General features: G+C 74.5%; 20 protein-coding genes and 1 tRNA gene. 8 read left to right on the forward strand and 13 right to left on the reverse strand.

All coding sequences use genetic code 11. The annotated features are described in order from the left end of the window. Window positions 1–32 precede the first annotated feature (32 nt). Complete coding sequence (locus ABZ449_RS20065; RefSeq protein ID WP_360347403.1) at window positions 33–293, forward strand: hypothetical protein; 261 nt, start codon at window positions 33–35, stop codon at window positions 291–293. 197 nt (window positions 294–490) lie between these two features. Here the strand turns inward: ABZ449_RS20065 and ABZ449_RS20070 are convergent, their stop codons facing one another. Beyond that, a complete protein-coding gene (locus ABZ449_RS20070) occupies window positions 491–1,315 on the reverse strand; it encodes an isocitrate lyase/phosphoenolpyruvate mutase family protein (RefSeq protein WP_360347405.1) in 825 nt (274 codons plus the stop codon). Then, window positions 1,312–1,812 carry a carboxymuconolactone decarboxylase family protein gene (locus tag ABZ449_RS20075; RefSeq protein WP_360347406.1) on the reverse strand — a complete coding sequence of 167 codons (501 nt, stop codon included), beginning with the start codon at window positions 1,810–1,812 and terminating at the stop codon, window positions 1,312–1,314. Before ABZ449_RS20075 ends, ABZ449_RS20070 begins: the two co-directional genes overlap by 4 nt. Window positions 1,813–1,968: 156 nt before the next feature. Here ABZ449_RS20075 and ABZ449_RS20080 point away from each other — a divergent pair, with 156 nt between their 5' ends. The 3 genes from ABZ449_RS20080 (at window position 1,969) to ABZ449_RS20090 (ending at window position 4,122) form a co-directional block, all read left to right on the forward strand. Continuing rightward, a complete protein-coding gene (locus tag ABZ449_RS20080; protein ID WP_360347408.1) occupies window positions 1,969–2,736 on the forward strand; it encodes an NRDE family protein in 768 nt (255 codons plus the stop codon). Between the two features lie 155 nt (window positions 2,737–2,891). Next, complete coding sequence (locus tag ABZ449_RS20085; RefSeq protein ID WP_360347410.1) at window positions 2,892–3,107, forward strand: hypothetical protein; 216 nt, start codon at window positions 2,892–2,894, stop codon at window positions 3,105–3,107. Window positions 3,108–3,204: 97 nt separating this feature from the next. After that, on the forward strand, window positions 3,205–4,122 hold the full coding sequence (locus tag ABZ449_RS20090) for an undecaprenyl-diphosphate phosphatase (protein WP_360347412.1): 918 nt from the start codon (window positions 3,205–3,207) through the stop codon (window positions 4,120–4,122). A 67-nt stretch (window positions 4,123–4,189) separates the two neighbouring features. On the opposite strand, the gene ABZ449_RS20095 is transcribed toward ABZ449_RS20090, so the two are convergent. Next, on the reverse strand, window positions 4,190–5,056 hold the full coding sequence (locus ABZ449_RS20095) for a sigma-70 family RNA polymerase sigma factor (protein WP_360347520.1): 867 nt from the start codon (window positions 5,054–5,056) through the stop codon (window positions 4,190–4,192). Between the two features lie 156 nt (window positions 5,057–5,212). Here ABZ449_RS20095 and ABZ449_RS20100 point away from each other — a divergent pair, with 156 nt between their 5' ends. Both ABZ449_RS20100 and ABZ449_RS20105 read left to right on the forward strand, forming a co-directional pair. Then, window positions 5,213–5,695, forward strand: a complete 483-nt coding sequence (locus ABZ449_RS20100) for a carboxymuconolactone decarboxylase family protein (RefSeq protein WP_360347414.1) — start codon at window positions 5,213–5,215, stop codon at window positions 5,693–5,695. Window positions 5,696–5,736: 41 nt separating this feature from the next. Continuing rightward, a complete protein-coding gene (locus ABZ449_RS20105; protein ID WP_360347416.1) occupies window positions 5,737–7,218 on the forward strand; it encodes a PLP-dependent aminotransferase family protein in 1,482 nt (493 codons plus the stop codon). A gap of 163 nt (window positions 7,219–7,381) precedes the next feature. Here the strand turns inward: ABZ449_RS20105 and ABZ449_RS20110 are convergent, their stop codons facing one another. The 10 genes from ABZ449_RS20110 to ABZ449_RS20155 form a co-directional block, all read right to left on the reverse strand. Then, window positions 7,382–7,567: a DUF6126 family protein gene (locus ABZ449_RS20110; protein ID WP_360347418.1), complete on the reverse strand. Its 186-nt coding sequence runs from the start codon at window positions 7,565–7,567 to the stop codon at window positions 7,382–7,384. Between the two features lie 32 nt (window positions 7,568–7,599). Further along, window positions 7,600–8,235 (reverse strand): XRE family transcriptional regulator, encoded by a 636-nt coding sequence (locus ABZ449_RS20115; protein WP_360347420.1) that lies wholly within the window; start codon window positions 8,233–8,235, stop codon window positions 7,600–7,602. 79 nt (window positions 8,236–8,314) lie between these two features. After that, window positions 8,315–10,048, reverse strand: a complete 1,734-nt coding sequence (locus tag ABZ449_RS20120; protein WP_360347422.1) for a pyruvate dehydrogenase — start codon at window positions 10,046–10,048, stop codon at window positions 8,315–8,317. 236 nt (window positions 10,049–10,284) lie between these two features. After that, window positions 10,285–12,690 (reverse strand): glycosyl hydrolase family 65 protein, encoded by a 2,406-nt coding sequence (locus ABZ449_RS20125; protein ID WP_360347424.1) that lies wholly within the window; start codon window positions 12,688–12,690, stop codon window positions 10,285–10,287. Window positions 12,691–12,739: 49 nt separating this feature from the next. Beyond that, entirely contained in the window at window positions 12,740–13,486 is a 747-nt protein-coding gene (locus ABZ449_RS20130; protein WP_360347426.1) for a beta-phosphoglucomutase family hydrolase, read from the reverse strand. Window positions 13,487–13,624: 138 nt separating this feature from the next. Further along, window positions 13,625–14,425, reverse strand: coding sequence for a VOC family protein (locus ABZ449_RS20135; protein WP_360347428.1), 801 nt, complete (start codon window positions 14,423–14,425; stop codon window positions 13,625–13,627). Window positions 14,426–14,669: 244 nt separating this feature from the next. Continuing rightward, window positions 14,670–15,155 (reverse strand): SRPBCC domain-containing protein, encoded by a 486-nt coding sequence (locus ABZ449_RS20140; protein ID WP_360347430.1) that lies wholly within the window; start codon window positions 15,153–15,155, stop codon window positions 14,670–14,672. Window positions 15,156–15,285: 130 nt separating this feature from the next. Next, the gene (locus ABZ449_RS20145; protein WP_360347432.1) at window positions 15,286–17,016 is read right to left on the reverse strand and encodes an LCP family protein; all 1,731 of its coding nucleotides are present in this window, start codon (window positions 17,014–17,016) and stop codon (window positions 15,286–15,288) included. A gap of 544 nt (window positions 17,017–17,560) precedes the next feature. Beyond that, a tRNA-Lys gene (locus ABZ449_RS20150) sits at window positions 17,561–17,633 on the reverse strand. 47 nt (window positions 17,634–17,680) lie between these two features. Then, window positions 17,681–18,442 (reverse strand): nucleotidyltransferase domain-containing protein, encoded by a 762-nt coding sequence (locus tag ABZ449_RS20155; RefSeq protein ID WP_360347434.1) that lies wholly within the window; start codon window positions 18,440–18,442, stop codon window positions 17,681–17,683. A 154-nt stretch (window positions 18,443–18,596) separates the two neighbouring features. On the opposite strand from ABZ449_RS20155, the gene ABZ449_RS20160 reads away from it, so the two are divergent. Together ABZ449_RS20160 and ABZ449_RS20165 are read left to right on the forward strand one after the other, a co-directional pair. Further along, window positions 18,597–19,358 (forward strand): SDR family oxidoreductase, encoded by a 762-nt coding sequence (locus ABZ449_RS20160; RefSeq protein ID WP_360347436.1) that lies wholly within the window; start codon window positions 18,597–18,599, stop codon window positions 19,356–19,358. A gap of 111 nt (window positions 19,359–19,469) precedes the next feature. After that, window positions 19,470–20,165, forward strand: coding sequence for a tyrosine-protein phosphatase (locus tag ABZ449_RS20165; protein WP_360347438.1), 696 nt, complete (start codon window positions 19,470–19,472; stop codon window positions 20,163–20,165). The last annotated feature ends 7 nt before the right edge of the window (window positions 20,166–20,172 follow it).

Consider the following 20,172-nt stretch of genomic DNA (forward strand, 5'->3'; position numbering starts at 1 on the left):
ACCTGAGGGCGGTCCGGGTCGTTCGGCAGGGCATGAAGAAACTCGCCACCCTGGCCGCCCTCACCATGGCGGGCCTCGCCCTCGCCGTCCCGGCGGCCTCCGCCACCTCCCAGACCGCCTCCTCGCCGGACGCCACCGGCGGGCTCACCGACGGGCTCGAAGTCTCTCCCGCCGACCTCGTCCTGAGGACGGCGGGCCAGCTCCCGCTGGTCGGCAAGCCGGCCAACGAGGTCGAGGCGATCGGGACCAACCAGATGAGCCACCCGGGGCTCAGCGGGCACGTCCTCAACTGATCCCGCCGGTCCGGTGGCCGGGCGGCCGGCGGCCGGGCCTCCGGTGACCGGGCGGGCCGGTGCCGCACCCGCCCGGTGACGGTGAACGACCCCGTGGGCTGCCGGCCGACCCCCGTACGGCCGGCCGCCCACAGCCCTCGGCCCTCGGCCCCTGCCCCTGCCCCTGCCCCTGCCCGCGGACACCCGGCCCGCGGCGCTCAGCCCGCGGACAGCCGGTTGAGCTCCGGGTAGCTCATCCCCTCGGCGAGCGCGGTGAACGTGCCGCTCCCGTACACCTCCCGGGCGGCCCGGCGGACCGCCGCGTACGCCACCTCGGCCAGGCCCGGGCCCAGGCTGATCCGGGCCACGCCGAGCTTCGCCAGTTCGGCGACCGCCGGGGCGCCGGGTCCGGCCAGCACGTTCAGCGGCGCCGGGACGGCCGCGACCAGGGCGGCGATGGTCTCCGGGTCGGACACCCCGGGGGCGAACACCCCGTCCGCGCCCGCCGCGACGTACGCCCGCAGCCGGTGCACCGCGTCGTCCAGCCGGCCCTCCGGGGCGCCGATCCCGCGCAGGAAGACGTCGGTACGGGCGTTGACGAAGAGCGGCACGCCGGCCGCGTCCGCCGCGGCCCGGGCGGCCGCGATCCGCTCGGCGGCCTCCTCCGGGGGACGGCCCTCGTCCTCCAGGTTCACCCCGACGGCGCCGGTGGCCAGCAGTGCGGCGACCGTCTCGCCGACGCCGGCGGCGGTGTCCGCGTAGCCGCTCTCCAGGTCCGCGGTGACGGGCAGGTCGACCGCGCGGACCACCTGGGCGGTCCGGGCCAGCACCTGCTCGCGGTCGGCTCCGCCGCCGTCCGCACGGCCGAGCGACCAGGACACGCTCGCGCTGGCCGTCGCCACCGCCCGCGCCCCGGCCTCGGCCACCAGCCGGGCGCTCGGCACGTCCCAGGCGTTCGCCAGCACCAGCGGCTCGCCCGGGCGGTGCAGCTCGCGCAGCAGCCGGGCCTTCTCCCGCCGGGCCCCGAGGTCGTCGGCGCTCACCTGGCGGCCGGGCTCATGCGGGTGGACACGCCGATCCGGTTCCAGGCGTTGATGGTGACGATCAGCGCGAGCAGCTGGGCCAGTTCGGTCTCGTCGAACCGCGCGGCGGCCTCCGCGTACACGTCGTCCGGCACGTGACCCTCGGTCAGCAGGGTGACCGACTCGGTGAGGGCCAGGGCGGCGCGCTCGCGGGCGGTGAACCAGGGGGTCTCGCGCCAGGCCGGGAGGGAGAGCATGCGGTGGTCCTGCTCGCCGTGCTTCCGGGCGTCGGTGGCGTGCATGTCGATGCAGAAGGCGCAGCCGTTGATCATCGAGGCGTGCACCTTGACCAGCTCGGCGATCACCGGGTCGAGGCCCTCCCGGGAGGCCCGGTCCAGGGCGATCATCGCCTGGTAGAAGGCGGGTGCGAGCTTGTTCATCTGCAGGCGCTGCTCGGGGGCGGGCACCGGGGCCCCGTTCGTGCCGGTCGTCCCGGCCGTCGTCGCGTTCGTCGTCATGGCCGCCAGCCTAGGAGTGCGGTGGCCTGCCGTCCTGGTGCGTTCGGCCGTCCGTTCCTTGGGCCACTTCCGGCACACGAACGGGCGTGCGAGGATCGCTGGCAGGAGATCGCCGAGAGGACGAGGTCAGGGGGCACGGTCGTGTGCACGGCGTTCGTGAGCATCGAGCCCGGAGCCGCCGTCCCGGTGCTGCTGCTGTCCGTCCGGGACGAGTACCTGGGCCGAGCCTGGCTCCCGCCGGACCACCACTGGCCGGACCGTCCCGAGCTGCTCGGCGGACTGGACCTCGCGGCCGGCGGCACCTGGCTGGCCGTCGACCCCGGCCGGCGCACCGCCGCCTGCCTGCTGAACGGCTTCGGCCCGCTCGCCCCCACCGACACCCGGCGCACCCGCGGCCGGCTGCCGCTCACCGCCGTCCGGGAGGGCGGCATCGGCCACCTCGACCCCACCCCGTACGACCCGTTCCACCTCGTCCTGGTCCGGGCCGACGGCGCCCGGGTGTCCAGCTGGGACGGCGGACGGCTGGAGGAGCGCGAACTGCCGTCCGGCCTGAGCGTGGTGCTCAACGACGGGCTGGAGGGCCTGGCGGCCGGCCGGACCACCTCCGAGCGGATCCGCGCCCTGATGGCCGCGCGGGCCGCCCACTTCCGCGCCCGCTTCACCGCCGAAGCCCGGCCCGAGCCGACCGGCGAGGGGCCGGCCGAGGCGGCCTGGGGCGGGTGGCTGCCGATCGTCGCCGGGGACGGGCTGGCGCCGGACGCGGACGCCGCCCTGGTCCAGCGGCGGGACTTCGGCGACGGGCGGCTCTGGGGCTCGTCGTCGATCTCGCTGCTCGCCCTCGGACCGGACCTGCTGCGCTACGACTTCGCTGCCGCGCCGGTGACGCAGGACGGGCCGGGGTGGCGGCGGGTGGCGACGGGCTGACGGCCTCGCCTCGGCGGCGGGTGGCGACGGGCCGACGGCCTCGCCTCGGCGGCGACGGAGCGCGGACCGCCGAAGTGCGCGCGGCGGAAAAGGACTTGAACCTGACGCTGCGGGAGGCGGCATCGTGGCGACGGTCGAGCCCGAAGGAGACCGCCGTGACCCGCCCGGACCCCGCGCACCGCCCCCGCCGCCTGCGCGCCGTGCTGACCGTCGCCCTGCCGCTGGCGGGCACCCCGGCCGCGGTGACCGCGCTCGTCCTGCTCGGCGACGCCGCGCACCGGGCCGTCCCGTCCGCCGACCTCCTGGCCACCGTGGCGGCGGCGCTGATCGGGCACCTCTGCCCCGGCGTCCCGCAGCCGTACGGTCGGTGAACTTCCGACGACGGGACTGCCGAACGTCTACATGCGCGTAGTAGCTTCGCGACGGCCCCGGACCCGGGCGGCCGCCGACCCCGAGCGAAGGTGCGCGATGTCCACCCTGACCTACCCGGAAGCGATAGGCGTCGGCCTGCTCCAGGGCGTGACGGAACTCTTCCCGGTCTCCAGCCTCGGCCACAGCATCCTGCTGCCCGCCCTGGTCGGCGGGCGGATCCAGCACGACCTCGACATGACCGCCGAGGGCTCCTCCTACCTCGCCGCCCTGGTCGCCCTCCACCTGGCCACCGCGCTCGCGCTGGTGGTCCACTTCCGCAAGGACTGGGTCCGGGTGGTCAGCGGACTGTTCGGCTCCATCCGCCACCGCCGGGTGGAGACCCGCAACGAGAAGCTCGCCTGGCTGCTCGTCCTCTCCACCATCCCGGTCGGCGTGGCCGGCCTCGCGCTGGAGAAGGCCCTGCGCAACGCGCTCGGCAAGCCCGTCCCGGCCGCGGCCTTCCTCGCCCTCAACGGCCTCGTGCTGCTCGGCGCCGAGCGGCTCAAGCGCGGCGGCACCGGCCGCCGCCGGGCCGGACACGGCACACCCGCCGACCGGCCGGGCACGGACCCGGCGACCGCCTCCGACCAGCGGCTGACCAGGCTCGGCTACGGGCAGGGCGCCTGGATCGGCGCCGCGCAGATCCTCGCGCTGTTCCCCGGCATCAGCCGCTCCGGCGTCACCATGAGCGCCGGCATCCTGCGCGGGCTGCACCACGAGGACGCCGCCCGCTTCTCCTTCCTGCTCGCCACCCCGGTCATCCTGGCCGCCTCGGTGCTGAAGGTGCCGGAGCTGTTCACGCCGGAGAACTCCGGCGCGCTCGGCCCCGTCCTCGCGGGCAGCCTCGCCGCCTTCCTGGCCGGCTACGTCTCGGTGCGCTTCCTCACCAGGTACTTCGAGACCCGCAGCCTGACCCCGTTCGCGCTCTACTGCTTCCTGGCCGGCGCCGGCAGCGCGGTCTACCTGTCTCTCTGAACCAACTCCGCGGCGCCCCAGGCGAGTTCGACCGGACAGGAGCGGCCTGGCGGCGGCCCGGGGCGGGTCAGGCCGTGAGGCCCAGGGCGGCCAGGCGGGTGGGGTCGGTGAGGATGTCCATCGCGGTGATGCGGCCCTCGTGGATGGTGAACGACATGACCGACAGCGGGCGGCCGTCGGCGAAGGACACCACCCCCGGCGAGCCGTTGACCAGGACCATCCGGCCGCCGGCGGCGAAGCGGGCGAAGGCGATCGCCTGCGAGGCGACGTCCGACGCACCGCGGCGCAGCACGCTCGGCACCAGCGTGCCGCCGTCCGACCGGGCCACCACGTCCGGGTCCAGCACGGCCAGCAGAGCATCGAAGTCGCCGGCCCGGGAGGCGCTCAGGAAGGCCTCCACCACCTCGCGCTTGCGGGTGCCGTCGGAGTCCGCGGCCGGGGTGGCGCCCCGGACCCGGCGGCGGGCCCGGCTGGCCAGCTGCCGGGTGGAGGCGGAGGTGCGGCCGAGCACCTCGGCGATCCCGTCGAAGGGCACCTCGAACATGTCGTGCAGCACGAAGGCCACCCGCTCCGCCGGGGAGAGCGTCTCCAGCACCACCATCAGCGCGATCCCGACCGAGTCCGCCACCAGGATCTCGTGCTCCGGGTCCAGCGCCGACAGCCCGCTGACCACCGGATCCGGCAGCCGCACCAGGCCCTCCTGCTCGGGCAGCGGATCCTCCCGGCGGGAGGTGCGGGAGCGCAACTGGTCCAGGCAGACCCGGCCGACGACGGTGGTGAGCCAGGCCCCGAGGTTGCGCACCTCGCCCACGTCGCTGCGGCTCAGCTTCAGCCAGGCCTCCTGGACGGCGTCCTCGGCCTCGGCGATCGACCCGAGCATCCGGTAGGCCACCGCGCGCAGCTGGGGGCGCTCCGCCTCGAAACGCCGGGCCAGCTCGGCCGGTTCGGCGGATTCGGCGGGTTCGGCCGAACGTGCCGAACCTGCCGAACCTGCCGAACCTGCCGGGGAGATTTCCTCACTCACCCTGTCACATCCTCGCGTCGGGATCCGTCGGTCCAGTGACGGACGCTAACCGACCAGGAGGACGCCATGACCACCGCCGCCGCCGCTTCCCCCACCGCCCGCATGAAGAACCCCGCCGTGGTCCTGCCCGACGCCATGCAGGGCGTCCGGACCATCTACCAGGCCGTGTACCAGGGCGGCGTCGACCCGAAGATCCTCGAACTGGTACACCTGCGGGCCAGCCAGATCAACGGGTGCAGCGCCTGCGTGTTCGCGGGCGTCCAGGGCTCCAGGAAGCACGGCGAGACCGACGAGCGGCTGCACGCGGTGGCCGCCTGGCGCGAGGCGCCGTTCTTCACCGACGGGGAGCGCGCCGCCCTCGCCCTCACCGAGGCCGCCACCCGGATCGCCGACCGCTCGGGCAAGGCCGTCCCGGACGACCTGTGGAACGCCGCCGCCGACCACTTCGACGAGGAGCAGCTCTCCGCGATCATCCTGATGATCGGCCTGACCAACCTCTTCAACCGCATCAACACCACCATCGAGGAGCCCGCCGGCACCACCTGGTGACCTCCGGCGCCCGAACAGGCCCGCCACGCGAGAATGGGGCCGTGAGCACCTCCCGGACCCCTTCGCGGACCGCCGCCCGGACCGCCTCCTGGACCACCTTCGGCGGCGACCTGCACCTGGACCTCACCGAGCGACGGGCCGCCGGCGCCGGGCTGCGGGCCGCCCTGGAGGACGCGCTGCGCGAGGCCGTCCAGGACGGGCGGCTCGCCCCCGGCACCCGGCTGCCGTCCTCGCGGGCGCTCGGCGAGGACCTCGGGATCGCCCGCAACACCGTGGTCGAGGCGTACGGCCAGCTCACCGCGGAGGGCTGGCTCAGCTCTCGCCAGGGCTCGGGCACCACCGTCGCCCGGCGGGCCGTGCCGGAGCCACCCCAGGGCCGACGCCCGGCCGCCCCGACCGCCCCGACCGCGCCGAGGCGCCCGACCGCCCGGTACGACCTGATGTCCGGCCGGCCCGACCTCTCGCTCTTCCCCCGCACCGCCTGGCTCGCCGCCGCCCGCCGCGTCCTCGCCACCGCACCGCACGAGGCCCTCGACTACGGCAGCCCGCTCGGCCGGATCGAACTGCGGCAGGCACTCACCCACTACCTGGCCCGGGTCCGCGGCGTCCGCACCGACCCCGACCACCTGCTCGTCTGCACCGGCGTCACCCAGGGCCTCGGCCTGCTCTGCGCCGCCCTGCGGGAACGCGGTGCCCGCACACTGGCCGTCGAGGAGTACGGGCTGCCGCCGCAGCACGCGATCGCCCGCGCCGCCGGGCTCGGCACCACCCCGGTGCCGCTGGACGCGGACGGCGCCCTCGTCGATCGGCTCGACACCCGGGCGGGCGCCGTCCTGCTCACCCCGGCCCACCAGTACCCCACCGGCGCGGCGCTCTCCGCCGACCGGCGGGCGGAGGCGGTGCGGTGGGCGCGGGAGCAGGACCGGTACGTCATCGAGGACGACTACGACGGGGAGTTCCGCTACGACCGGCAGCCGCTCGGCGCGATGCAGGCGCTGGACCCGGAGCGGGTGGTGTACGCCGGAACGGCCGCCAAGAGCCTCGCGCCGGGGCTGCGGCTGGCCTGGCTGGCGCTGCCGGACGCGCTGGTCGAGCCGGTCGCCCGGCTGAAGGCGCTGGCCGACACGATGTCCCCGGTGCTGGACCAGCTGACGCTGGCGGAGCTGATCACCTCCGGCACGTACGACCGCCACGTGCGGCGCTGCCGGCTGCACTACCGGCGCCGGCGCGACCACCTGGTCGCGGCGCTCGCCGAACACGCCCCGCACGTCCGGGTCACCGGCATCGCGGCGGGCCTGCACGCCGTCCTCCAGCTGCCGCACGGCTCCACCCCCGAGGCCGAACTCCTCGCCCGCGCCCAGCAGGCCGGTCTCTCCCTCAACGGCCTCGGCTGGCACCGCGCCACCGACGGCCCGGCCACCGACGAGGCCCCGCCCGCCCTGGTCATCGGTTACGCCACCCCGCCGGAGCACGCCTTCCCGGCGGCTGTCGGGGCTCTGTGCGAGCTGCTGCGCGGGGCGTGAGCGGGCAGGGGCCGCGGCCGGGCGCGCGGTGGGCCGCGGCCGCCGGGGCGGCGACGTGGGCGCCCCGCCGCCGGGGTCGGCCGGCGGGGCCGGTGGGGGGGGGAGGGCGGCCCGCCCGCCCCCCTCGGGGGGGGGGGCGGGCGGACGATCCGGGAGGGGCGGACTACTTACGGCTGCCCAGTTCGAACAGGAGGATGATGAAGCCGGCGAAGACGTGGATGCCGGCGGTGTAGATCACCAGGCGGTGGTAGACCCGCTTGTTGGCCCACTTGCCGGCGTCCATGGTCTTCGGGCCGGCGGCGGTGTCGGCGGCAGCTGCCGGGGTGACGGTGGTGGTGGGATCGGCCATGGTGATCTCCTCCGGGGTGTTCTGACGGCTGGTCAGTGAACGGCGGCGGGGCCGCCGCCGAGGCAGAGTTCGCCGCCGGGGCTCTGCAGCAGGGTGTGGACGAAGAGCAGTTCGACGCCGCTGTCCGACTCCGCGGCGATGCAGTGCGGGGTGAGCGAGTCGTAGTGGGCGGAGTCGCCCACCCCGAGGTGGTGGACGCGGTCGCCGAGGGTGACCCGCAGCGCGCCCCGCAGGACGTAGAGCCACTCCTCGCCCGGGTGGACCCGGACCACCGAGTCCTGCACGCCCGGCGGGACGTGCACCCGCAGGGCCTGCATGGCGCGACCGGGGGCGCCGGCCCGCCGGTAGCCCCAGCCGCCGGCCCGCCCGGGCTCGATGGCGCCGCCGCGGACGATCGGGTCCGGCTCGGCCAGGGTCTCGCCGAGCAGGCCGGAGACCGAGGTCCCGTACGCGCGGGCGAGGCCGAGCAGGACGGGCAGCGAGGGCTGCCGGCGGCCGGTCTCCAGTCGGGACAGATAGGCTGGGGAGAGTCCGACCCGCCCCGCGGCCACTTCCAGCGTGAGACGGCTGCTGAGCCGGTGCTCACGGAGACGGGCGGCGAGGCCGGCGACCTCCTGGTCGTCGAGCTGTTCGCCGGTGGCGGCGGCGCCGGTGGGGCTGCTGGTCATGTGTCCAGTGGACACCCGGCGTGCCGCACGGGCAAGAAATTTGCCTCAGAGGCAAAGGCCTCCGGAACCCCGCCCCGCCTCACGGCCGGGGGATGTTCCGCAGGTTGCTCCGGGCCAGGTCGATCATGCGTCCGACGCCGCCCGAGAGCACCGTCCGGCCCGCCGCCAGTGCGAAGCCCTTCAGCTGGGCGGCGGTGATGTGCGGCGGGATGGACAGCGCGTTGGGGTCGGTGACCACGTCCACCAGGGCCGGGCCCGGCCGCTCCAGCGCCTCCGCCAGCACCTCCCGCACCCGGGCCGGCTCGGTGACCCGCTTGGCCTGGATGCCCATCGCCCGGGCGATCCCGGCGTAGTCCACGTCCCCGTTGTCGATCTCGGACTCCGGGTACCCGGAGACCAGCATCTCCAGCTTGATCATGCCCAGGGCGCCGTTGTTGAAGACCACCGTCTTCACCGGCAGCCGGTGCTTGGCCACCGTGAGCAGCTCGCCGAGCAGCATGCCGATCCCGCCGTCGCCCGCCATCGCGACCACCTGCCGCCCCGGGCAGGCGAGCTGGGCGCCGATCGCGTGCGGGAGGGCGTTGGCCATCGAGCCGTGCAGGAAGGAGCCGATCACCCGGCGGCGGCCGTTGGGCTGGAGGTAGCGGGCGGCCCAGACGTTGTTCATGCCGGTGTCCACGGTGAACACCGCGTCCTCGGCGGCCACCTCGTCCAGCACCGAGGCGACGTACTCGGGGTGGATCGGCAGGTGCTTCTCGATGTCCCGGGTGTACGCGCCGATCACGTCCTCCAGTGCCCGGCAGTGCTTGCGCAGCATCCCGTCCAGGAAGGCGCGGTCGGACTTGGCGTCCAGCAGCGGCAGTACGGCCCGCAGGGTGGCGGCCACGTCGCCGTGGACGGCCAGTTCGAGCGGGGTGCGGCGGCCGAGCCGGGTGGCGTCGTGGTCGACCTGGACGGTGTGCGCCCCCGGCAGGAAGGAGTCGTACGGGAAGTCGGTGCCGAGCAGCAGCACCAGGTCGGCGGAGTGCAGCGCCTCGTGACAGGCCCCGTAGCCGAGCAGGCCGCTCATGCCGACGTCGTACGGGTTGTCGAACTGGATCCACTCCTTGCCGCGCAGGGAGTGGCCGATCGGCGCGTTCAGGGCCTGCGCGGCCGCCAGCACCTCGGCGTGCGCCGTGCGCACCCCGGCACCGCAGAACAGGACCACCTTGCGGGCCGCGTTGAGCAGCCGGGCCAGCTCCTGCACCTGGGACCAGGGCGGCGCGGCGACGGCCTCCTCGGTGAGGAAGCGGCTGGTGCCGGTGGGTGCGGCGGCGGTGAGCGCGGCGACGTCCCCGGGGAAGGCCAGCACGGAGACGCCGTGCGAGCCGAGCGCGTGCTGGACGGCGACCCGCAGCAGGCGGGGCATCTGGGCCGGGGCGGAGAGCATCTCGCACCAGTTGCTGCAGTCGGTGAACACCCGCTCGGGATGGGTCTCCTGGAAGAAGCCGGTGCCGATCTGCCCGGACGGGATGTGGGAGGCGAGCGCGAGCACGGGCAGGCCGCTGCGCTGGGCGTCGTAGAGGCCCTGGACGAGGTGGGTGTTGCCGGGGCCGCAGGAGCCGGCGCAGACCGCCAGCCGGCCGGAGAGCTCGGCCTCGGCGGCGGCCGCGAAGGCGCCGGCCTCCTCGTTGCGCACGTGCACCCAGCTGATGCCGTCGGCCCGGCGGATCGCGTCCACGACGGGGTTGAGGCTGTCGCCGACGACGCCGTAGACCCGCTCCACCCCGGCCTGCCGGAGCACCTCCACCATCTGTTCGGCCACGCTCGCCACGGCTGCGACTCCTTCGCTGGGGCGGCTCCACAGGACACCTGCACTCTCCGGGGCGGCCGGGGGCGGCGCAGCCGGGGGGCGGCGAACGGGTGAGGCGGGGCGGGGCGCCTGCCGGGGGGACTGGGCGCGGAGCGGGCGTGCGACCCCGGGCCGTCCACTTCGCGCCGTTCCCCGCGCCCCCTGTCGGGACGCGGGGAACTCCCGGGCGGGGCGGACGCGCCGGGCGGGGAGCGCGGCTACTCGGCCGCCAGGTGGTCCTGCTGACCGAGCTTGCCCGCCGCGAGGCCGGCCTGGGGCTGGCGGCGGGCGGGTTCGCGGCCCGGGGGCTGGGCGACCCGCTCCTGCGCGGGCGGCACGGTGGTCGGCAGGCTGACCGGGGCACCGGACTTGACCTGCACCCCCTCGCCGTCGTGCCGCAGGTGGAGGACCTCGCCGCGGCGCAGCGTGTACGTCGTCCGCTCGTGGGTGATCTCGACGCCGAGCAGGTGCCCGCGCACCAGCAGCGAGAAGCTCAGCCGCATCAGCCCGGACGGCAGCCGCGGCCGGAACGAGAGCGTCTCGCTGTGGTCGCGCAGCCCGCCGAAGCCGGCCACCAGGGCGATGCAGGCCCCGGCGAGCGAGGCCATGTGCAGGCCGTCGCGGGTGTTGCCGCCGAGGTCGTGCAGGTCCATCAACGCCGCTTCGGCCGTGTAGTCGTAGGCGAGGTCGAGCTGGCCGACCTCGGCGGCGATCACCGCCTGGGTGCAGGCGGAGAGCGAGGAGTCCCGGACGGTCAGCCGCTCGTAGTAGGCGAAGTTGCGGGCCTTCTGCTCGTCGGTGAAGGCGTCGCCGCGGACCTGCATGGCGAGCACCAGGTCCGCCTGCTTGACCACCTGCTTGCGGTACAGGTCGAAGTACGGGAAGTGCAGCAGCAGCGGGTACTTCTCCGGCGGGGTGTGCTCGAAGTCCCAGACCTGGTGGTGGGTGAAGTCGTCGGCCTGCGGGTGGACGCCGAGGTCCTCGTCGTACGGGATGTACATCGCGGCGGCCGCGTCGCGCCAGGCGGCGGTCTCCTCGGTGTCCACGCCGAGCAGCGCGGCCTCGTGCGGGTGGCGGACGGCGGCCTCGGCGGCGGCGCGCAGGTTGGTCTGCGCCATCAGGTTGGTGAAGACGTTGTTGTCCGCGACGGCGCTGTACTCGTCGGGCCCGGTGACGCCCTCGATGCGGAACTTCCCGGCCACGTCGTGGTGGCCGAGCGAGCGCCACATCCGGGCGGTCTCGACGAGCAGTTCGAGCCCGTACTCGCGCTCGAACTCGGCGTCGCCGGTGGCCCGGACGTAGCGGGCGACGGCGGCCGCGATGTCGGCGCCGATGTGGAAGGCCGCGGTGCCGGCCGGCCAGTACCCGGAGCACTCCTCGCCGCGGATCGTCCGCCACGGGAACACCGCGCCGGCCAGGCCGAGTTGGACGGCCCGTTCGCGGGCCAGAGGCAGGGTGGTGTGCCGCCAGCGCAGGGCCTGGTTGACCGCCGCGGGCAGGCAGTAGGTGAGCACCGGCAGGACGAAGGTCTCGGTGTCCCAGAAGCTGTGCCCGTCGTAGCCGGGCCCGGTCAGGCCCTTGGCCGGGATGGCCCGCTCCTCGCTGCGGGCGCCGGCCTGCAGGACGTGGAAGACGGCGAACCGGACGGCCTGCTGGAGTTCGACGTCGCCCTCGATCTCGATGTCACTGGTCGCCCAGAACTCCTCGAGGAATTCGGCCTGTTCGGCGACCAGCCCGTCCCAGCCGGTGTAGCGGGCGGCGGTCAGCGCGGCCTCCACCTGATCCCGGACGGCGGGCAGCGAGCGGGTGCCGGACCAGCCGTAGGCCATGAACTTGGTCAGCCGCAGCCGCTGTCCGGCCTTGAGCACGGTGGTGACGCTGATCCGGCAGTGGTCGGCCTCGGACTCGGCGACGGTGTCGGACTTCTCCGGTCCCTCGATGATGTGGTCCATCCCGGCCGCGACCCGGATGCCGCTGTAGCGGGTGCGGTGCACCAGGACGGCCTTGGTGGCGCTGGCGTGGTGCGCCTCCGGGTGCAGCGGCGCCTCCATCACGGCGGCGGCCCGCGGGTCCCCCTCGGGGCCGCCGGGCAGCTGCTCGTTGGCGACCAGCTCGGACTGGAGCACGATCCGCACCGGGCCGTCCACCGCCTCGACGCTGTACTCGACGGCGGCGACGGCGCGCTGGGTGAGCGAGACCAGCCGGGAGGAGCGCACCCGGATCGTCCGCCCGGCCGGGGAGGTCCACTCGGCCTCGCGGTGCAGTAGCCCCTCCCGGAAGTCCAACCAGCGCTTGTGGCTGAGGAGTTCGCCGTAGCGCAGATCGAAGGGCTCGTCGTCCACCAACAGCCGGATGATCTTGCCGTTGGTCACGTTGATGACGCTCTGGCTGGACTCCGGGTAGCCGTAGCCGCCCTCGCCGTACGGCAGCGGACGCAGCTCGAAGACGCCGTTGAGGTAGGTGCCGGGCAGGCCGTGCGGCTCGCCCTCGTCCAGGTTGGCGCGCAGGCCGATGTGCCCGTTGGACAGCGCGAAGACGGATTCGGCGCGGGCCATCGAGGACAGGTCGAGGCCCTGTTCGGTGATCTGCCAGGGGTCGATCGCGAAGGCGTCCGCGGCACTCATGCGCCCACCTCGCCGCGCTCACTACATGCGCCCACCTGGCTGCGCTCGCTCATGCCTTGTCCCCCAGGAGCTCGGAGAGGTCCTGGACGACCACGGTCGCGCCGTCCCGGCGCAGTTCGGCGGCCTGGCCGGTGCGGTCGACCCCGACCACGGCGCCGAAGCCGCCGGCCCGGCCGGAGGCGACCCCGGCGAGCGCGTCCTCGAAGACCGCGGCGCGGGCGGGTTCGACGCCGAGGGCGCGGGCGGCGTACAGGTAGGTGTCGGGGGCGGGCTTGCCGGGCAGGCCCTCGGCCTTGGCCACGTTGCCGTCCACGATCACCTCGAACAGCTCCTCGATCCCGGCCGCCCGCAGCACGTCGCGGCAGTTCGCGCTGGAGGAGACCACGGCGCTCGGCAGCCCGGCCGCGCGCAGCCGGTGCACGTACTCCACCGAGCCCTGGTACGGCCGGACGCCCCGCTCCCGGATCAGCCGCAGCACGGTGTCGTTCTTGGCCCGGCTGATCCCTTGTACGGTACGGGAGTTGGGTGGGTCCTCCGGGGTTCCCTCGGGGAGTTCGATGCCCCGGCTGTGCAGGAACGCGCGGGTGCCGTCCAGGCGCGGGCGGCCGTCCACGTAGGTGTCGTAGTCGATGACTGCGTCGAAGGGGACGAACTGCCCGCCGGTACGGGCGGCTTCGGCGCGCAGGAAGGCGTCGAAGGTGTCCTTCCAGGCCGCGGCGTGCACCTTCGCGGTCTGGGTGAGCACCCCGTCGAGGTCGAAGAGGAAAGCACGGATGTCGTCCGGTAGCCCCAGCATGGGTGCAGTCTTACCCGGGAACGGGGGGGAAGCCGCCCATTTCCCGGCGGCGCGTCGCGGGAAGGGCGGCTTCCGGTCGCCCGGCCGTCCGGGGACGGCGCTGCGGCGATCACGGGGGCTACGGCGGTCACGGGGGGGCTACGGCGAGTCGGGCATCTGCGCCTCGGGCGCCTCGACGACCGCGAAGACCGCGCCCTGCGGGTCCTGGACCACCGCCATCCGGCCGGACTGCATGTCGAAGGCCGGCTGGATCACCGAGCCGCCGGCCTTGACCAGGGCGTCCACCGTGGAGTCGGTGCTGTCCACGGAGAAGTAGGTCATCCAGTGCGAGGGCGTGCCGGGCGCCAGGTAGCCGGGGACCGCCTGCATGCCGGCCACCGTGCGGTCGCCGACGTTGAGCGAGAAGTAGCCGTCCATGCCCTGGATGGTGGCCGGGCGCAGCCCGAGGGCCGGCTGGTAGAAGCCTCCGGCCGCGTCGGTGTCGGAGGTGTTGAGCTCGTTCCAGGTCAGTGCGCCGGGCTCGTTGACGACGCCCGCGCCGATGAACTCCTTCGCCTGCCAGACCCCGAACACGGCACCGGTCGGGTCGGCGGCCACCAGCATCCGGCCGATCTCGCCGACGTCCATCGGGTCGTACAGGACGGTGCCGCCGGCCGCGGCGATGGCCGTCCGGGCCGCGTCGGCGTCGTCGGAGGCGAGGTAGGTGGTCCAGGCGACGGGCGGCTCCGGCTGCCCCTCGGGCGCCATCCGCGCCATGATCCCGGCGACCGGCCGGCCGTTGAGCGCACACACGGCGTAGCCGCCGAACTCGGCCGGGCCGACCTCGCCCTGCCAGCCGAACAGGTCGCGGTAGAAGTCGAGCGCGGCCTGCTGGTCGCTCGCCATCAGGTCGACCCAGCACGGGGTGCCGGGCTTGTACGGATCGGTGACTACGGGCATTGCTGGGCCTCCCGGAGGCGGTGGTGGCCGGCTGTGGTGATCGGGACGGTCAGGACTGTCGGGATGGTCGGGGCGGTCAGGACGGTCGGCCCGTCGTCCCGGGCGGGCCGGGTGGGGGTCCGGCCCCGCCCGGTGACGACGGCGGTACACCGCCACCATCGGTCCGCCGCCGCGATCCCGCCACCGGACGGCGCCCTGGCGGGCGACCGGCCGCCCGGACCGTCACCGGGCGCCCACGGGGTGTTCACGGGGCGTCGTGGCGGTGCTCGGTGACGAAGTAGGGCTGCACCTTGCCGCTCTGCGCGTAGTCCTTGAGCCGGACCAGCAGTTCGGCCCAGGTGCCGGCCACCGCCGGGACGCCCTCCTCGCTGCCCGGCTGCCAGCCGCCGTGCCGGAACAGCAGCCGGGTGCGCTCGGGGGCGGCGGGCCGCTCGGGCATCGGGCTGCCGCCCGGGGCCGCAGCCGGCTCGGCAAGCTCCCAGCTGATCCAGGTGCCGGCCCAGTGCGGCGGGAAGGAGCCGGCGTTGGCCCACACCACCCGGTCCCGGTCGGCCCGCTCCACCCGCAGCCGGAACGGCTCGGGGACGTCCGGGAAGTCGAACAGCAGGACGTCCCCGTCCCGGTCCACGCCGGTGGTCCACCAGGAGGTCAGCCCGTCGTGGGTGGTGAGCGCGGCGAGCACCACGGCCCGGGGCGCGGCGATGTCGAGTTGGAGGGCGATCTCGGGCATGGGTCCGCCTTTCGGTGACCGCGCGGCCCCGCCGGGGGGCCACGGGCCCACCATGGCACGACCCCCGGGCCCGCGCGCCCCGGAGGGCGCCGGCCCGGGGGTCGCCCCGCGGGTGTTCCGCTCGGTCCGATCAGCCGCCGCTGCCGTACGACGTGTTCGCGCAGATGTCGTCGTCCGCCGAGCGGGCTTCGTTGGTGATGGTGGTCGGCAGCGGCGGCGGGGGCGTCGGGACGCCGGGGGCGGCCGAGGGCGCGCCGCCCGCAGGAGCACCGGAGGCCATCCCCATGGCGGCCGCGAAGTCCTGGCCGACGATCACCGAGATGCCCCGGGCGCTGCTGGACTGCAGGTCGGCGCCCGGGAACAGCGCGGCGACCTTCTCGGCGTTCGCCTTCTGCCCGGAGCCGTACTCGATCGTGGAGGTCTTGTACCTGGTGCTCGCCGCCTGGCCCGCCGTGCTGGCGGTGAACTTGGCACCCTTCAGCTGCTCGGTCGCCTTGCCGGCCAGGCCGTTGACGGTGGTTCCGTTGTAGACCGCGACCCTGATCGCCGAGTTGCCGGCGTCCCCGGCCGGCGCGGCCGGAGTGGTGGGCGCGGCGGGCGGCTGCGGGGCCGGGCTGGTGCCCTCGGCCGGGGCGTCCGGCTGCTGGCCGGTGGCGTTCTGGCCGTCGATGGTCTGGTCGGCCTTGAGGGTCTCCCAGAGCTTGCCGGCGTCCGCCTGGACGATGTCGAGGTCCTGGTCCTGGGTGCGGTAACGCCAGGGCACCGTCACGAACTTGAGGTCGTGCATGTCGATGTTCTTCAGCGACAGGCCGAAGGAGAGCAGCTTGTCGGCGGAGTCCAGACCCGGGTCGACGACCAGGGACTTGGTGGCGGCGTCGGCCAGCGGAAGGAGGGTGGTGGGGTTCATCCCCTCCTTCTTGATCTTGCTGGCGAGCGAGCCGAGGAACGCCTGCTGGCGCTTCATCCGGCCGATGTCCGAGCCGTCGCCGATGCCGTGCCGCAGCCGGACGTAGTCGAGCGCCTTCTGGCCCTCCACGGTCTGCTTGCCCTGCGGCAGGACGACCGCGCCCTTCTTGGGCAGCTTGGGGTTGATGTCGCCCTCGTAGATCGGCTTCGGCAGGCAGATGTCCACGCCGTTGACGGCCGAGGTCATCGAGGCGAAACCGTTGAAGTCGACCACGAGGGTGTGGTCGACCCGGATGCCGGTGAGCTTCTCCACCGTGTTCTGGGTGCAGGCCGGGTTGCCGTCGTCGCTGCCGCCCATCGAGAACGCGGCGTTGAACAGGTCGGTGTTGCCGCCCTTGGTCCACTTGCCGTTGGGCAGCTTGCAGGACGGCAGCTCGACCTTGGCGTTGCGGGGTATCGAGATCCCCACGGCGTGCTTGTGGTCGGCGTAGACGTGCAGCAGGATCGTGGTGTCCGAGCGGGCGCCGCCGTCCTCGCCGCCGCCGAGGTCGGCGTTGTTCTTGCCGCGGCTGTCCGAGCCGATCAGCAGCACGTTGACCGGCTTGTTGCCGTCCGCGTCGGCCTTGGCCTCCGGGGGGCGGTTGCGGGCTATCGCGTCGCCGTCGAAGGACTTGATGTTGGCGTTCAGCTTGAGGTAGATCGCGCCGCCGACTCCGGCGACGACCACCAGGGCGCCCGCCGTCGACCAGGCGACGATCTTCTTCACGTTCTTCTTGGGCTTGGCGCTCTTGCGCGCCGCGGCCCGGCCGCCGCCGGACGCCCCCGCCGCATCCGTCGCTCCGCCACCGCTGCCGCCGCCGCGGCCACCCTTGCCCTGGGCGGCGCGACGGGCCTCCGCCCGGCCGCCGGCACGCGGGGAGGGCACGGCGCCCGCGGCGTCTTCCGTCGCGGGCACGCCTTCGCCCCGAGCCGGGCTCTCGCCCCTCCGACCTGACATGCGCGTACCTTTCACCGACGGAAGCGACGCCCCTGACGATCCGGCGCACCGCACACAGAGAGACGGCCCGGACCGTTCCCAGGTTGCACATACGACCGTCACCACTAACCGACGATCGTGGCTTCCGATCATATTTAGGCCCGACACGATCACCGACCCTCGGCCCTCGGGCAACCCCGCCGACCGGCGGGCAACATCCCCGCAGAACAGTCGAAAACGCCCGATTCCGACGTGACCCATGCCACTTCACCGGCCTCACACCCAGGTCGGGATCCGGCCACCGGCGCGACCCGTGGAGGCCTCGCAGGGACGCTGCCGGCCGCCGGCCCTCGCCACCGACCGCGGCGGCGGATCGGCCCACCGCTCGCACCGCACACCGCAACACCGCTGCGACATCCGGGAGTTGGACACCCGGGCAGGTTGCGCGGCCTGAGGTCGGACAGCCCGCGCCGGGAAAGGGACGAGGCCGGATCGGAGATCGCCTGATCCGGCCTCGGAGCGGTGGGCCACCAGGGGCTCGAACCCTGAACCTACGGATTAAAAGTCCGCAGCTCTGCCAATTGAGCTAGTGGCCCGCGGCCCTTGGGCGCCCGGCATGCCGGGTGGAAGGACCACGGCGATCCTACCCGGTGGGGCCCAGGGCTCCGCCAGTGGATTGCGCGGGCGTGCCGGGGTCGTGGGGCGGTTCCCGCGGCGGGGTGTAGTGGGCGGCGCGGACCCGGCGGAGCCAGTCCTCGACGGGGCGCAGGTCGGGGGCGGCGGGCAGGGCTCCGGGGCCGGCGAGGCACTCGGCGGCATCGGCGAGCAGACCCTCCGCGAGGGTGGGGCGGTCGGCGATGCGTTCGCCGAGTTCGCGGATGCGTTCGGGGTCGGGCAGCCGGATCAGGTTGCGGCCGGTCCCGTGCAGGCGAACGGCCTGCTCGACCAGCCGGACCAGGTGACGGGCGTGCTTGGCGGCCCGGCGGCGGGCGGCCGGGTCGGCGGTCTCGCGGGTCAGCAGCTTGCGGAACTGCTGGTCGGCGTAGCCCAGGTAGGCCTTCCGGACGGCCGGCGCGCTGAGGAAGGCCGTGCGCAGGCCCACCAGTTCGTCGCCGAGCGGGGTGCGGACCTCGTACAGCTCGTCCGGCAGCCAGACCAGTTCGGAGGCGGTCGGGTTGCAGCTCAGCGCCAGCCGGCACCACTTGGCGGCCTCGTGCAGGGTGAGGTCGGGCACGGTGGTGACGTGGGACTCGGCCGGGCGGTGCAGGCCGTGCAACTCCTCGGTGGGGGTGGCGAACAGGCCCAGCCGGTCGATGTCGGAGCCGGCGTGGGCGAAGCCGTACGCGGTGGAGCCGACGATGCCCGAGAGCAGCACCGTGCCGGGAACGGCGGTCGTGGTGGACATCGGCGGACTCCTCTCGGACGGACGGGCGGGCACCGCATCCTCGTCCGGGCATCCTCGCCGGAACGGGCCGCACCGGGCGAGCGAATTCCGCCCGCGGCCCTGCGGGCGACCACCGCGGGTGTCACCGGCCGGGCCGCCGGGTAGCGTACGGGCCATGTCGACCACCCCTACCGACGAGGTCCTGATCGTCACCGGCGCGAGCCGTGGCATCGGGGCCGCCACCGCCCTGCTGGCCGCCCGCCGCGGCCACCGGGTCTGCGTCAACTACCGTACGGACGAGGCCTCGGCGGCCGCCGTGGTGGACGCGATCCGGGCCGGGGGCGGCACCGCCCTGGCGGTGCGCGCCGACGTCACCCGCACCGCCGAGGTGGAGCGGCTGTTCACCACTGTGGACGACGAACTCGGCCCGCTCACCGGGTTGGTGAACAACGCCGGCACGCTGGAGAAGCAGTGCCGGCTGGAGGAGATCGACGAGGACCGGCTGACCCGGATCTGGGCCGCCAACATCACCGGCCCGTTCCTGTGCGCGGCCCAGGCCGTCCGCCGGATGTCCACCCGGTACGGCGGGCGGGGCGGCGCCATCGTCAACGTCGGCTCGGCCGCCTCCCGGATCGGCTCGCCGAACGAGTACGTCGACTACGCGGCCGCCAAGGGCGCGGTGGACTCGATGACCCGCGGCCTCGCCCTGGAGGTCGCCGCCGAGGGCATCCGGGTCAACGCGGTGCGGCCGGGGCTGATCCACACCGACATCCACGCGCTCGGCGGCGAGCCCGGGCGGGTCGACCGGGTCGCGCCCGGCCTGCCGATGCGGCGCGGCGGACAGCCGGAGGAGGTCGCCGAGGCGATCCTCTTCCTGCTCTCCCCGGCGGCCTCGTACACCACCGGGTCGTTCCTGGAGGTCTCGGGCGGGCGCTGACCGGCCGGTCGCGCACCGGCGGGGGCCGGTTTCGGCCAGCGTCGTCCCGCCACCGGGCCGCCCCCTCCGGTTTCCTTCCGCCCACCCGCCCCCGCCCGTACGGTGGTGACCATGACCGACGCCTTCATCGACATCCCCGGCGTGCGCAACTTCCGTGACGCGGGCGGGATCGGCGCGCTCCGTCGGGGCGTGCTGTACCGCTCCGGGTCCTTCCACACCCTGACCGAGGACGGCGCCCGGCGGCTCGAGTCGCTCGGCCTGCGGACGGTGATCGACCTGCGCAGCGCGTTCGAGCTGGAGGTCTGGCCGGACCAGCGGTACGGCCTCGACCACGAGACCCTCGGTCTGCCCACCCTGCCCCCGCACCCCCGGGACGACGACCGGCCGTGGCCGGAGGACCAGACCGCCCTCTACCCCTTCATGGCCTCGACGGCCGGCCCCTCGATCGCCGCCGTCGTCCGCCGCCTCGCCGCCCCGAACACGCTGGCCGCCGTCGTCCACTGCGCCGTCGGCAAGGACCGCACCGGGCTGACCATCGCCGTCCTGCAGTCCCTGCTGGGCGCCTCCGAGGCCGAGATCACCGCCGACTTCCTGCTCTCCAACATCGGCCTCGGCCTCGACAAGGGCCCCGCCCCGTACATCGACGAGACCGGCACCGAGCGCCTCTCCCGCCCGGTCGACGCCGAACTCCTCGCCTCCTCGCTGGCCTGGATCCACGACCACCACGGCACGGTCCCCGGCTACCTGCGCCACCACGGCACGACGGACGCCGAACTCGACTCCGCCCGCGCCAACCTCACGGGCTGACCGGACT

The sequence above is a fragment of the Kitasatospora sp. NPDC005856 genome (genome assembly GCF_040629945.1).
GTDB lineage: Bacteria > Actinomycetota > Actinomycetes > Streptomycetales > Streptomycetaceae > Kitasatospora.

Excerpts from the sequence above, each read along its gene's own strand:
- ABZ449_RS20075 (WP_360347406.1), bottom strand. The coding sequence starts at position 1,812 with ATGACGACGAACGCGACGACGGCCGGGACGACCGGCACGAACGGGGCC.
- ABZ449_RS20100 (WP_360347414.1), top strand. The coding sequence starts at position 5,213 with ATGACCACCGCCGCCGCCGCTTCCCCCACCGCCCGCATGAAGAACCCC.
- ABZ449_RS20125 (WP_360347424.1), bottom strand. The coding sequence starts at position 12,690 with ATGAGTGCCGCGGACGCCTTCGCGATCGACCCCTGGCAGATCACCGAA.
- ABZ449_RS20140 (WP_360347430.1), bottom strand. The coding sequence starts at position 15,155 with ATGCCCGAGATCGCCCTCCAACTCGACATCGCCGCGCCCCGGGCCGTG.
- ABZ449_RS20110 (WP_360347418.1), bottom strand. The coding sequence starts at position 7,567 with ATGGCCGATCCCACCACCACCGTCACCCCGGCAGCTGCCGCCGACACC.
- ABZ449_RS20135 (WP_360347428.1), bottom strand. The coding sequence starts at position 14,425 with ATGCCCGTAGTCACCGATCCGTACAAGCCCGGCACCCCGTGCTGGGTC.
- ABZ449_RS20160 (WP_360347436.1), top strand. The coding sequence starts at position 18,597 with ATGTCGACCACCCCTACCGACGAGGTCCTGATCGTCACCGGCGCGAGC.
- ABZ449_RS20065 (WP_360347403.1), top strand. The coding sequence starts at position 33 with ATGAAGAAACTCGCCACCCTGGCCGCCCTCACCATGGCGGGCCTCGCC.
- ABZ449_RS20165 (WP_360347438.1), top strand. The coding sequence starts at position 19,470 with ATGACCGACGCCTTCATCGACATCCCCGGCGTGCGCAACTTCCGTGAC.
- ABZ449_RS20115 (WP_360347420.1), bottom strand. The coding sequence starts at position 8,235 with ATGACCAGCAGCCCCACCGGCGCCGCCGCCACCGGCGAACAGCTCGAC.
- ABZ449_RS20155 (WP_360347434.1), bottom strand. The coding sequence starts at position 18,442 with ATGTCCACCACGACCGCCGTTCCCGGCACGGTGCTGCTCTCGGGCATC.
- ABZ449_RS20130 (WP_360347426.1), bottom strand. The coding sequence starts at position 13,486 with ATGCTGGGGCTACCGGACGACATCCGTGCTTTCCTCTTCGACCTCGAC.
- ABZ449_RS20090 (WP_360347412.1), top strand. The coding sequence starts at position 3,205 with ATGTCCACCCTGACCTACCCGGAAGCGATAGGCGTCGGCCTGCTCCAG.